Source organism: Tsuneonella sp. CC-YZS046 (assembly GCF_035581365.1).
GTDB lineage: Bacteria > Pseudomonadota > Alphaproteobacteria > Sphingomonadales > Sphingomonadaceae > JAWKXU01.
This window is the reverse complement of the sequence record NZ_CP141590.1, coordinates 2203580-2216721: the sequence shown is the minus strand read 5'-3', so window position 1 is coordinate 2216721 and position 13142 is coordinate 2203580. Positions and strand designations below refer to the sequence as shown.

Sequence of the window (13142 nt, the reverse complement as noted above, 5' to 3'; positions counted from 1 at the left end):
CGGCGTTTTTGCTGTGTGGCCCTCGTAGCTCAACTGGATAGAGCAGGTTCTTCGTAGGTCCCCGGCTGCTGGTTCGAGTCCAGCCGAGGGCGCGCACGGCGGAAGGTAGTACCTTGGCGGGATGTCTCACTTCCAAGTATGCTTCTAAGCCATACCCACCTTAAAATCCCGTCAATGCTGTTGATAGCTGATCAGTTTGACTCGTTATCAACGGCGATGAGGTTTGGTGATCCAGCGTGAACGGTTTCGCCTTCGACGTGATGGTCGCTTGAGTGGAGACTTTGATAGTCCGGTCTATGAAGCGTAAGTGAGCCGCTTGCCAACGATGCCTGACAGCGCCGCAACAGAGCGGTCGGTGTCGTTGCGGCCGAGTGCCGCGCGGTTGTTATAGCGGAATTCGAACTCGGCCAGATAGCGGTGTAAATGCTGCTCGCCGCAGTGCTGGTAGACGCCCTTCATGCCACGCTTGAAGATGCTGAAATAGCCTTCGACAGTGTTGCTGTGGATGCTGCGATCGTCGGGATCGACATAGATGCCGCGACCGTGCGCCGTCGTGCCATGGGCGGCGAAGAACTTGCCCATGTCGCGATAGCCGCTGTGTTCGTCGGTCATTACGCGGCCCTCGCGGGCGACGTTCGCCTTGACGATCGGCATAAGCGTCTCGGCCTTCACGTCGTCGATAACCATGGTGCGGGCTTGGCCGCTATCACGGTCAACCAGCGCCAATACCTTCATTTTGTGATGGAAGGCGCGGCGCTTCGGAACGCCCTTGAGCTTGCCGATGAAGGTTTCGTCAACTTCCACTGCACCACCGTTGCCGCCGAACGGAGTAAGGTCGCCAGAAGCCATCGCTTCGCGGATACGATGGGCGAGGAACCACGCACTCTTGTAGGTGATCTCAAGCATACGGTGGAGTTGGTGCGCCGAGACGCCCTTCTTGCTGCTCGTCATCAGATAGACGGCTTGCATAGCCTTGTGCAGCGGAAGGCGCATGTGCTCGAACACCGTGCCGACCTTGACGGTGAACTGCTTCTTGCAGTCGCCGTGACGCCACAGGCCCTCACGAATGCGCTTCGCCGGGTTCGCCTTGACCTTCGTGATCCGGTCCATGCCGCCGCAATGAGGACACACCGGCTCACCAGCCCACACGATGGTTTCGAGGTGGGCGAAGGCCGCTGCTTCACTGTGGAACTCAGGACGGGAAAGGGCAGACATGGGGTTGAACTCCTTGCCGGAGTTTATGCCATTTCAGCACCGTGTTTGCAAGGTATATAATCGCCTAAGGTTTAGGGGCGTTTGCCACATGGGCGAACTGGTAGATCATTAAGGCGCTTTCGTTCCGGAAACGGAATAGTCTCTATTTTACATCGACTTATTATCATGCGTAGCTTTCCCGAGTCTCGCAGCTGCCTTTTTATTGCTCGCGTAGAGCGGCGGCACTGCGCGTTTGTTCGGGGAATTTCAGCAGAAACTCCGAACTTCGAATGATTGCCGATGCGATTGAACGGAGAGAAGTGATGCCAGTTGAAATTCTCGATAAAGCTACCGGGACAACCCAAACGGCAACTTTGGATTCAATCGCTGTCAATGGCCCAAGCGTAGTCAAGTTGCCGGTCGAACGGGAAAATCTGGCTGCGCTTGAACGCGAAGGAAACGATCTTCTCATTCGTCTAAAGTCAGGCGAGGTTATCCGGGCCGCGAACTTCTATCTCGTTGCCACCGAAACCGATTACAGCGAGCTGGTCCTTCAGGAAGATGACGGCACGCTCTGGCTCGTACGCGGTACTGACAGCCTGGAGTTTTATGAACTGGATGGACTTGGCGATCTTCTAGCGGGTTCGTCGGTTGCGTCGGGTGATGGTGGCGCCGACCTCCTTGTGCCTGCTTTGGGATTGCTAGGAGGCGCGGGCCTGATCGCAGCCGTCGCAAGCGATGGAGATGATGATACGAAGGCCGTTGTCCCCGTCGATGCTGATGCTGACGCCGATGCGGACGCGGACGCCGATGCTGATGCTGACGCCGATGCAGACGCTGACGCTGATGCTGATGCCGACGCTGACGCTGACGCGGATGCTGATGCCGACGCGGATGCAGATGCTGACGCCGATGCAGATGCTGACGCCGATGCAGATGCTGACGCCGATGCAGATGCTGACGCCGACGCCGATGCTGACGCTGACGCTGATGCTGATGCCGATGCAGATGCAGATGCAGATGCAGATGCAGATGCCGATGCAGACGCCGACGCTGATGCTGACGCGGATGCGGATGCGGATGCAGATGCCGATGCGGATGCAGATGCAGATGCCGACGCGGATGCTGATGCGGACGCTGACGCTGACGCAGATGCTGATGCTGACGCCGATGCGGATGCAGATGCCGACGCTGACGCTGACGCTGACGTAGATGCGGACGCCGATGCGGATACTGATGCGGACGCCGATGCCGATGCCGATGCGGACGCTGATGCCGATGCGGACGCTGATGCTGATGCGGACGCCGACGCCGACGCCGATGCTGACGCGGATGCCGACGCCGATGCCGATGCGGACGCTGACGCAGACGCAGACGCTGACACCGAGGCTCCGGAAGCCCCAGTGGCAGAAGTGAATCAGGAAACTGGCGCAACCGTAACAGGCACAGGCGAGCCTGATGCCCTTGTTACAGTCTATGGCGGGCTTGACGGAACGACGATACTTGGCACGGGCACAGTCGCTCCGAACGGAACCTTCACGGTCAATATCGATCCGCCGCAAACGGATGGAGAGCAGTTGACGGTGACGCTGACCGATGAGGCAGGCAATGAATCGCTGCCTGCTCTAGTCGACGCTCCGGACCTGCTGATTGCGATCGACAATGAGGAGACCCTGGACCTCGACGTTGTCCCGACACAAACGCCTCAGGACACTCAGTCGGCTGCTATTGGCAGCCTTCTGGATCTCGGATTGCTGGATGATACAGTCACTCTATCGCTCCTGACGGCAAATAGCGTGCTGACCTTCGATGTGGCGGAAGGCACTACCAGACAGGTGACTCTCGACGGTGCCGGCCAAGCACTAGCCGCCTTGAATCTAGATGGAGACGCCAGCTTCGATCTTCAAATCTACCGGGTTGCGGATGGTGGCACGGAAGGTGAACTGGTTGACGAGCAGGCCGATTGGCTTGTCTACAATCCTGGATTTCTGGGTGTTGTCGGCTCGAGTTGGAGTGCGGAAGCGTTGATTCTGCCCGAGTTTGAAGGCGGTTACACTTACTATGTCGTCACCGGCAACTCGAGTGGTGGCATTCTCGATGTCGCACTGTTGCCTACGATTACGGTCGAAACCACATCCGACGTCATCTTCGACTACAACAATCCGGAATCGGTTTCCGGCTCGGTTTCGGGCAATGTGATCAGCGATCCTGGGCCGGATGGAATCGATACCGCTCCTGTCGGAACGGTTGTAACCGATGTTGACGGGACGCCTGTGGAAGCAGGTGGAACGGAGATCGAGGGTGATTACGGAACGCTCACCATCAATCCGAATGGCTCCTACAGTTATGAGGTCGATCCGGATTTTGCCGGTTCTAGCGGGGCGCAGGACGTCTTCACCTATACAATCGAGGCGCCAAACGGTGAAACGGAGCAAGCAGAGCTGACGATTACGCTCAATCTTTCGGCGCCTGGAGAGGAGCCGGAAGTATTCGCATTGACCAGCTTCATGGAGGGGGATGTCATTCCGCTGGGCGAGTCAGCATCGTCTTCGAATGAGCCAAATGGTGAACAGAAGCCGTCCGACAGCTTCGAATTCGAACTGTTTGAAGGAAAGGGCGACTTGCTGGATGTCCTTGAAGGCTACCTGCAGCAACTGGGTGAATCCGACAGTGACGGAGATGCCGAAAAGGGCGCTCCGCAAGGGCCTGCGGGCGATGGCGATCAAAGCGATCCACCTCCCGCCAACCCGGATGCGTTGGATGATCCACTGGGGTATCTAGCTGATAATCAAACGCAAAATTCGGATGACGATAACCATTCCTTAATCTAGCCTCGAGAGGCTAAAGGCCAGGAGCACCATGGAATGTCCGGTGTCTCCTGGTTTCGGCCACACAACAATAATACGAGACTATGGGATGAGATGGCAGGGTGCATGGGCACGGGTAAATCATGACCTGATCGCGGCCAGACGATATTTCCTTGGTGGAGGCGTTTTCCTGCTGGCGAGCGTGGCTGGTGCCGCCGACTACGGCTTCGGCGATCAGGGGCCGCTTCTTACGCTTGAAACAGCCGTCGATGAAGCCGTGGCCTGGCACCCCTCCATCGAGGAAGCATCCGGCAATGTGGACGCTTCCACAGAGAACATCGCTGCCAGCAGGGCGGGCTATCTTCCCCAGATCAGCGTCGGCCTCGGTTCGGGTTACGACAATACGGTCAGGAGCAATTGGCGCCCGCGCGCAAGCGTATCGGCATCGCAGATGCTGTATGACTTCGGGAAGGTTTCCAGCTCGGTTGCGATAGCCGAAGCCGATACAAGGGACAGTGAAGCCCAATTGCTGCAAGCCGTCGACAGCCTGGTTCGCGACACGAGTTACGCCTTCGTCGAAATCCAGCGGACGAACGATCTCCTGCAGGTCGCCGGGGAACAGCTAGCGAGCATCCGCGAGATCAGCGAACTTGTGGGCCATCGCTTCGAGCGAGGCGCGGCAACCCGCTCCGATGCGTTGCAGGCCCGCGCGCGTGTGCAGGCAGCGCAAGCGACCATCGAGGAAATCGAAGCGGAGCGCGAGCGCTGGATAAGCAATCTGGCCTACCTTCTCGGCAGGGAATCCATCGGAAATGTTTCCGCCGATATGCCAGACTGGTTCCTTACCGCTTGCGATCAGGATGCGGTGGACTGGGGGGCCGTTCCCGCGATCATGCAGGTGAGAGCCCAAAGGGATCACGCATTGGGTGAACTCGACAGGAGCAGGGCGGATGGCTTGCCCACCGTTTCGTTCGGCGCGGATGCGGGAACGGAAATCGCCGATCCGGTTTCCGGCCGGAAAGAATACAGTTTCGGCCTCAATATATCGAGCGCGCTTTACAGCGGCGGAGCCAGCAAGGCGCGGGTGCGCAGCGCCACGGCGGCGCTGGGAGCGGCAGATGCCGCCGAAGCCAAAGTGCGCAATGAGATACGCCGGCAGTTTGCTGAAGCCCGTGGCCGGATCGACGGCTTTACCCGGGTGATGGCTACCCTCGACCTGCGCGAAAGCAGCATGAGGGAAACTGGCAAGCTCTATCGCCTGCAATATCTGGAGATGGGCACGCGGACATTGGTGGATCTGCTCAATGCCGAGCAGGAACTGCATCAGGTGCGGTTCGAATTCGTCAACACGAAGCATGATCTGCGCCGGCTCCAGGCCGATTGCCTGTTCTTCTCCGGGGCCACGCGCAGCGCTTACGGCCTGAACAAGAGCGCTTTCGCGGAGAGGGTGGGATGAAAGGCGTGGTTGAAAAGACGGCCGACGCAAGTTTTCAGGCGGATCGCTGGATCGAAGCCTTCCGCGAAGTGGCGGGATATTATCGCCTGCCCGTATCCTCCGAAAACGCGAGGCGGATCGCGCAATGGGAGAGGGGAGAGACGGAAGATCGCCAGATACGCACCATAGCGCGCAGTATCGGGTTTTTCGTCCATTTTGCGGCGCCGGAGGGTTTCAGGCTCAGCAGCGGCAAGCTGCCTGCCATAGCACAGCTCGCCAATGGCGAACTCGCCATAATCTCCGCGATCGGATCGGCGGGCCAGGCAAGCGTGTCAATCACGGGCGAAGGGGGTTTGCGGAACAGCATTCCCGTAGAGGAATTGATGCGGGATGCGGTGCGCTTCGTCCTGCCGCGCCCGTCGCGCACGGTGCCGGATGCTCGAGTGGACGCCTATATCCGCCCTTACAGGGAACACTGGCTGCGGCTTCTCCTGCTCAAGGATGCGCGCTCCTACGGTCCGATCGTGATCGCGTCCCTCATCGCCAACGCGCTCGCGCTCGCCAGCGTTCTGTTCTCGATGCAGGTCTATGACCGGGTGATTCCGGCGCAATCCTTTCCGACGCTTTACGTGCTTTTCATCGGAGTGCTGCTGGCGATCGGCCTCAATTTCATGCTCCGATGGCTGCGCATGAACATTATCGACGTGCTCGGAAAGCGCGCCGACATGCGCATGTCCGATCAGGTGTTCGGCCACGCCCTGCGGGTCCAGACGCGCGAGCGGCCGTCTTCGACCGGCACCTTCATCGCCCAGCTTCGAGATCTCGAGCAGCTGCGGGAAATGCTGACCTCGACCACGGTGTCGGCGATTGTGGACCTTCCCTTCTTTCTGCTGTTCCTGCTGATTCTGCTGTTCATCGCGGGGCCGCTCGCGCTGGTGCCGCTGGGAGCGCTGGCTCTGCTGATCGTGCCGGCGTTGCTCGTCCAGCGTCGCCTGCGGGCCTATACCAGCGAAGCGATGCGGGAAGCGTCGCTGCGCAATGCGATGCTGGTCGAAGCCGTGCAGGGCATCGAGGACATCAAGGCGCTCCAGGCCGAGGAACGCTTCCAGCAGCACTGGAATCATCTGAATTCCGTGACTGGCGATGCCCAGCTCAGATTGAGGGGGCTTACCAACAGCATTTCCGCCTGGAGCCAGAGCGTCCAGACCGGCGTCTATGCGGCTATAGTCTTTTTCGGAGCGCCACTGGTGATGGCGGGCGAAATGACCACCGGCGCGCTGGTCGCGGCATCGATTCTGGGTTCGCGGATGATGGCGCCCATCGCCCAGGTCACACAGGTTCTGGCCCGGCTTCAGCAGGCCAAGGTCAGCGCCGCGAGCGCGGATCGGATCATGGCCTTGCCGGTGGACAATCCGGATGACGAGCACCGGATCGAAGTGCCGTCGATCGCCGGAGACTTCGCGGTTCATTCCGCGGTCTTCAAATATGGCGATTCCAATTCTCCCCCGGGGCTCGCGATCAAGGAATTGCATATTCGGCCGGGAGAGAAGATCGCGGTGCTGGGGCGCAACGGTGCCGGCAAGTCCACCTTGCTCCAGGGCTTGTCTGGTCTTCTGCGCCCGGATTCCGGTGAAGTGCTGCTGGACAATTTTGCGCTGCATCAGATCGATCCGGGCGACGTCCGCAGGGATGTTGGCTTGCTGACGCAGAACAGCCGGCTGTTTCACGGCACGATCCGGCAGAATCTGACCCTCGGCGCGCCACGGGCTTCGAACAGCGATATCGCTGCCGCGTTGGAAATGGTTGGAGCCGACGAGTTCATCCGCCGTTCGCGCGCGGGCCTGGAGCATGTGGTGCAGGAGGGCGGGGGCGGCCTTTCCGGAGGCCAGATCCAGGCTTTGCTGCTTGCGCGGCTGTTGATCCGCGAACCCAGGATTTTGCTGCTAGATGAACCCACAGCCTCGATGGATGAGACGACCGAGCGCCTGTTCACCGAAAAATTCAAGGTGTGGAGCAAGTCCAGGACGGTCATCCTGGCGACCCACAGAATGCGTCTCCTCGATCTCGTGGATCGGATCATCGTCATTCACAATGGCGCCATCACGCTCGATGCCGGGAAGCAGGAAGCGCTATCCATTATGCAAGGAAAGAGCAAGGCGGCATGAGCGCCGAACCGGACATAGGCGACTGGCTGGAAGACGGCGGAAAAGGTGGCCGCCTGAAGCGCTCGAAATGGCTGGTATGGGGGCTGCTGGCGTTCTTCGTGGTCGCGTTTGCGTGGGCCTCGCTTGCGGAGCTGGATGAGGTGGCTACAGGCAGCGGGCGTGTGGTCCCGACCTCGCGGGAGCAAATCGTTCAATCCCTCGAAGGGGGCATTCTCGCCAAACTGCTCGTCAGGCAGGACGATATCGTCAGGCCCGGTCAGGTGCTGGCGCAGCTGGACCCCACTTTGGCGCGCTCCACCGTGGAGGAAAGCGCCGCGAAATATCGCGCCGCGCTGGCGGCGGCGGCGCGCCTTCGCGCGGAAGTCAATCAGACGCCGCTGACCTTTCCGGCGGAATTGGATGATTATCCCGATCTCAAGGCAGCGGAGACCCGGCTCTACACGGCGCGGCGGCGCAGCCTGACCGATTCGATAAGTCTGATCGATGAATCCCTGGCTCTCATCGGCAAGGAAGTCGCCATCGGTGAATCGCTGATCGAGGTCGGAGCGGCCAGCAATGTGGAAGTCATTCGCCTCAAGCGGCAGAGAGCCGATCTCGCGTTGAAGAAAGCCGATCTGCGTTCGCAATATATCGTCGAGGCCCGAGAAGAACTGGCCAAGGCGGAAGCGGAGATCGAGACGCTCGCTCCCGTCGTCACGGGCCGTTCCGACACGCTCAATCGCCTGACTCTTCGTTCGCCCGTGCGCGGCATCGTGAAGAATATCGAAGTGTCGACCGTAGGAGGCGTCGTGCCGCCGAACGGGCAGGTGATGGAGATCATTCCGCTCGATGACAGGTTGATGATCGAAGCCCGCATGTCTCCGCGCGACATTGCCTTCATTCATCCGGGTCAGCGAGCGACCGTAAAGATAACCGCCTATGATTATTCGATTTATGGCGGTCTGGACGGGGAAGTGACTTCCATCTCGCCTGATACCATCCGGGACGAGGTGAAACCCGAGATATTCTATTATCGTGTGTTTATCCGCACCAGGACGGATTCTCTCATCGACAAGCAGGGGAAACGATACCCCATCGTGCCTGGCATGATCGCCACGGTCGATATCCACACCGGGCAGAAGACCGTCCTGCAATATCTCCTGAAACCATTGAACAGGGCGCGGGAAGCCCTGCGTGAGCGGTGAACGCTATGTGTCGCCCGCTTCTCGATGAACTCTATCGCGATTTGCAGGACATCGCTCCGGCGAAGGTGGAAGGCGAGGATCGCTTCATACTTTTCTTCTCTTTCACCGACGGCACCGAACGGGCGAAGGTTGTCACGGTCAATAGCGCTTCTCTCGATGAGGCATGGCGGGAAGGAAAGGTGCAATTGCTCGCCAGCGGCGTTGAGGCCCGCTGGATAAGAATTGATTGGGTGGAACAGGTCGAACGGCAGAGCTGGAAAGCTGTTCGGGCCACGCTCGATAAGGTCAAGCGCAATTATTTCCGATTGGGCATTGCTCTCGATCCGGCCTTTCGCCACGCCTTTCTGGAAACCGAGCTGAATGGAAATGCCATGCTGTATGGCGGTGGGACGAAGGCTTCCGCCATACTGAATGAGCACAATTTCCGTATCTATGCCCGGAAGCGCCATGGGCTTCGGGATGTCTCCTTCGCGGATGAAGACCCTGTCTGGGTGTTCACGACCAAGGCGGTTTTTATTCGCGATGACGGAGCCGGTGTTCAGAGATTGGGGGGGAGCGGGCTGGACGCGGGCCGGCGGACGATCGACAAGCTGACCGCCGACGATCTGGAGAGGCTGATCGCCGCAGGCAGCAATTATCTTGCTTCACAGGTTCGCGAAGACGGATGTTTCCATTACGGCTGGCATCCCTGCTTCGACAGGCCGATCGGCTCCTACAACGGTCTGCGCCATGCCAGTTCGCTCTACGCGATGCTGGAAGCCTGGGAGGTCACGCGCAGCGATGCGCTCAAGGACGCGATCGATCGCGCCCTTGATTACCTGACGAACAAGCTGATCCGGACGATGCGATTGCCTGAAGGTGGGGAAGCGGCGTTTCTCGTCGATGAAGGGAACGAGATCAAGCTGGGGGCCAACGCCGTTGCCATTCTGGCGCTGGTCAAGCACGCGGAACTGACGGGTGCCAGCCGTAACGCCGGCCTGCTTGAAAAACTGGGCTTGGGTATTCTCCACATGCAGGACCCTGCCACGGGAAGTTTTGTCCACGTGCTCGATTATCCGACGCTCAAGGTAAGGCAGGCCTTCCGCATCATCTATTACGAAGGCGAGGCGGCATTCGGCCTCCTGCGCCTTTACGGCTTGACGGGAGATGCCCGCTGGCTGAAAGCCGTGGAGAATGCTTTCGAGCATTTCATTCGGGAGAAGCACTGGAAATCGCATGATCACTGGCTGAGCTACTGCGTCAACGAGTTGACGCTGCATCGCCCGGAAGAACGTTACTATCAGTTCGGTATCGATAATTTCCGCGACTATCTGGATTTCGTTCTCAAGCGGATCACCACATTCCCCACGCTGTTGGAACTGATGATGGCGGCGCGGAAGATGCTGGAGCGGTTGCACGCGGAGCCGGATCTGTCGCATCTGGTGGGCGGCGTGGACCTTCCCCGCTTCTACAAGGCGCTGCACCATCGGGCGCATTATCTGCTCAATGGTCATTTCTGGCCTGAGCTGGCGATGTTCTTTGCCGCGCCATCCAAGATCGAGGGCAGTTTCTTCATCCGTCATCACAGCTTCCGGGTGCGGATCGATGACGTCGAACATTACCTGTCCGGCCTCATCGCCTACCGTGAGCATCTGCTTGCGCAGGGTTCCGATGGACGCGCTCCCGAGCTGGGTTCTGCCGAGGACACGGCAATCCACTGGACCGCGACCCATGTGGCACGGGCAACGGGAGGGCGGTGGACTTCCCGCCTCGCCAAGGATTGGCGGGCAAGCGGCCTGTGCATCTTCCCCCCCACGATGACGCCGGGTGACATGGTGGCTGTGCGGCTGAGCGCGGACGAAAAAGGGGTGGCGCCGGAAAGCCTTTCCCGCCTGCCAAGCCAGCCGCGCGCGCTAATAACAAGTAATCCCGGCGGCCTTTCTCTGGACGGGATTCCGGTCCTGGCGGTGGACAATGTGGGCGAGGCGATCCTCGCGCTCGGGAAATATGCCAGACAGCGAATGAGCGGCAGGCTGCTGGGTGTTACCGGCAGCGCGGGCAAAACCACCACCGTCGCTATGCTTGCCCATGCGCTTCAACCGTTCGGCCCTGTCGGGCAGACTCGGCACAACGCCAATCTGCCTTTTGGCATCGCATGGAACTTGGCGTCGATTCCATGGGACACGCCTCATATCGTACTGGAACTGGCAATAGGGCGCATGGGTTTCAACGCGCGTATGGCGCGCCCGGATGTGGCGATTTTCACGAATATTCTGCCTGCGCATCTCGAATACCATCGCAATGTGCAGACCATAGCTGAGCGCAAGAGCGCCATCTTTCGGGGAATGGAGCCAGGGGGCATCGCTGTATTGAATCGTGAAATGGCCGAGTGGGAAACCGTCCGGATGGCGGCCAGGGCCTGCGATCTGACCGTGCTCAATTATGGCCGATCGGCAGATTGCGAATACCGCCTGCTTGATTACGATCCCGCCTCTCGCACGATCTCTGCCAGGATCGGATCGCATGATCGGAGCTATCGGATCGGCGCTGAGGGCGAGCACATGGCTCTTAACAGCCTCGCTGTTTTGGCGGCCACATCTGCGCTGGGACTCGATCCGGAGCCGGTAATGGAAAAATTGGCCGGTTTTCGATCCCTTCCGGGGCGCGGTGAAGAATTGCCAGTCGACGTAAGCGGGCGGCGCATAACGCTCATCGACGATGCATATAATGCCAATCCAGGTTCCATGGCCGCCGCGCTCGCGCGTCTGGGGGATAAGGTGGGCAAGGGCCGACGCGTCGCCGTTCTCGGCGAAATGCTGGAACTGGGCGATGGGGCAGCCGCCTACCATACCGATCTGGCACCTCTGATAGAACGGCACCGCATCGATCGAGTTCATGCCGTGGGCGCTCTTTACAAGCATTTCTGGGGATCGTTGCCTGCATCTAGCCGGGGGGCGAGAGTCGATTCATCCCATATGTTGCAGCCCGTGTTACGGGATGAGTTGCGCGAAGGAGACACGCTGCTCGTAAAAGGGTCGCACGGGGCGCGGCTATACGAACTGGTCGACTGGCTGAAGGATGGGGCGCCAGCGCTTGGCAGGCATCTCGGTGCCATGCTGTATGACGTTGATACCGGGCGAACCCTGAAACTTCATGGCGAGGGGAAGGTGTACCCTCCCGCCTCGCTGACCAAGCTGCTCACCTTGGGATTGATCGATGAGCGTTTGCGCGAGAGCGGAGAAAGCGCGGAGAACGAAATCCGGATTTCGCCGCGTGCCGCGGACGTAAACAGTCACTGGGGCTTCAAGGCCGGTGATCGGGTCCGGATCGAAACTCTGATGCGCGCGGCCATGACGGTAAGCGCGAATGAGGCGGCCAATGCCTTGGCGGAATGGCACAGTGGTTCTCTGGAAGCGTTCACCGATTGTCTGAATCGGCGCGGGGCCGAATTGGGCATGACCGACACCTGCTTCTCGTCGCCGAGCGGCCTGGGCCGCGGGCAGAAGATCACTGTAAGGGATGCTTTGACTCTTGCTCGCCATATTCAGGATGAGCATCCGAATATTGCCCGTTTGGCGACCGCACGACGCTTTGAATGGAACGGCAAGGGGCAGAACAACACCAACACGCTCCTGAGTGAAATCCCCGGAGCCGATGGTCTCAAAACCGGCAGATTGGGGCCGTGTTTCAACCTCATATTTTCAGTGGCGTGGCCTGAGGGGCGGCGTCTCGCAATAGTGCTCGGCGCGCGATCACGGATCGAACGCGACGCCGCGATTAAGGCTTTACTCGGACGGGAATCATAACAGGCGCATAGTTAATGTCAGAATTGACTCACAATATCAGTAACGCCAAGCCAACTTCATTGCCTGCCGTGCGGCGTAGGGTGGAAAGCTTCGTTCGATCCGCTCAGGAAAGTTCGATCGAGGAGCAGCAATTGGTGGAAGGGGCGAGGCAGCTGCTTCGCGCGCGACTTAAAACGGTGAAGCGTCTCCCGAAGTGCCTCCCCCGCGAATCCGCGTGGGACATGATGCTGATCCTGTTGATCAATGGCGCGGAAGGCGGGATCCTTTATATCAAGCAGTTGATACTCGCTTCAGGTGAAGCTCCTGCAACCGCCATGAGAAAGATCGACCGGCTCGAAGAAGGCAATATGCTGGAAAGGGTGCCTGATGAACTGGATCATCGCCGCGTGATAGTTAAATTGACAGAGCGGGGGCGTGAGGCCATGATTCTGATGTTGAAGGATATTTTTTCCTCCAATGTCGAGCCCGATATTAGACCCGTTCCCTATAGTCCGATAAGTAACGGATGATAACCTAATGCGATAAGGAGTTCTGATTGTCCGTCGTCAGAACATTTGGCGCAGATCGCGGCG

General features: G+C 59.3%; 7 protein-coding genes and 1 tRNA gene. 7 read left to right on the top strand and 1 reads right to left on the bottom strand.

Annotated features, from left to right (window positions below; translation table 11 throughout):
• The first annotated feature begins 18 nt into the window (after positions 1-18).
• Positions 19-92 (top strand) — tRNA-Thr (locus U8326_RS10860).
• A gap of 202 nt (positions 93-294) precedes the next feature.
• On the opposite strand, the gene U8326_RS10855 is transcribed toward U8326_RS10860, so the two are convergent.
• Entirely contained in the window at positions 295-1215 is a 921-nt protein-coding gene (locus tag U8326_RS10855) for an IS1595 family transposase (RefSeq protein WP_324740283.1), read from the bottom strand.
• Positions 1216-1484: 269 nt separating this feature from the next.
• On the opposite strand from U8326_RS10855, the gene U8326_RS10850 reads away from it, so the two are divergent.
• From U8326_RS10850 to U8326_RS10825, 6 genes are all read left to right on the top strand, one after another.
• Positions 1485-4025, top strand: a complete 2541-nt coding sequence (locus U8326_RS10850; RefSeq protein WP_324740281.1) for a BapA/Bap/LapF family prefix-like domain-containing protein — start codon at positions 1485-1487, stop codon at positions 4023-4025.
• Positions 4026-4203: 178 nt separating this feature from the next.
• Positions 4204-5457: a TolC family protein gene (locus tag U8326_RS10845; RefSeq protein WP_324740279.1), complete on the top strand. Its 1254-nt coding sequence runs from the start codon at positions 4204-4206 to the stop codon at positions 5455-5457.
• Positions 5454-7601 carry a type I secretion system permease/ATPase gene (locus U8326_RS10840; protein ID WP_324740278.1) on the top strand — a complete coding sequence of 716 codons (2148 nt, stop codon included), beginning with the start codon at positions 5454-5456 and terminating at the stop codon, positions 7599-7601. Before U8326_RS10845 ends, U8326_RS10840 begins: the two co-directional genes overlap by 4 nt.
• Positions 7598-8785: an HlyD family type I secretion periplasmic adaptor subunit gene (locus tag U8326_RS10835; protein WP_324740276.1), complete on the top strand. Its 1188-nt coding sequence runs from the start codon at positions 7598-7600 to the stop codon at positions 8783-8785. The genes U8326_RS10840 and U8326_RS10835 overlap by 4 nt, the downstream gene beginning before the upstream one ends.
• A gap of 491 nt (positions 8786-9276) precedes the next feature.
• Positions 9277-12570 (top strand): Mur ligase family protein, encoded by a 3294-nt coding sequence (locus tag U8326_RS10830; RefSeq protein WP_324740274.1) that lies wholly within the window; start codon positions 9277-9279, stop codon positions 12568-12570.
• A gap of 14 nt (positions 12571-12584) precedes the next feature.
• On the top strand, positions 12585-13079 hold the full coding sequence (locus U8326_RS10825) for a hypothetical protein (RefSeq protein ID WP_324740273.1): 495 nt from the start codon (positions 12585-12587) through the stop codon (positions 13077-13079).
• The last annotated feature ends 63 nt before the right edge of the window (positions 13080-13142 follow it).

What these genes read in the sequence shown, in the direction of transcription:
- U8326_RS10855 (WP_324740283.1), bottom strand. Translation starts at nt 1,215, where the DNA reads ATGTCTGCCCTTTCCCGTCCTGAGTTCCACAGTGAAGCAGCGGCCTTC.
- U8326_RS10850 (WP_324740281.1), top strand. Translation starts at nt 1,485, where the DNA reads ATGATTGCCGATGCGATTGAACGGAGAGAAGTGATGCCAGTTGAAATT.
- U8326_RS10840 (WP_324740278.1), top strand. Translation starts at nt 5,454, where the DNA reads ATGAAAGGCGTGGTTGAAAAGACGGCCGACGCAAGTTTTCAGGCGGAT.
- U8326_RS10835 (WP_324740276.1), top strand. Translation starts at nt 7,598, where the DNA reads ATGAGCGCCGAACCGGACATAGGCGACTGGCTGGAAGACGGCGGAAAA.
- U8326_RS10825 (WP_324740273.1), top strand. Translation starts at nt 12,585, where the DNA reads ATGTCAGAATTGACTCACAATATCAGTAACGCCAAGCCAACTTCATTG.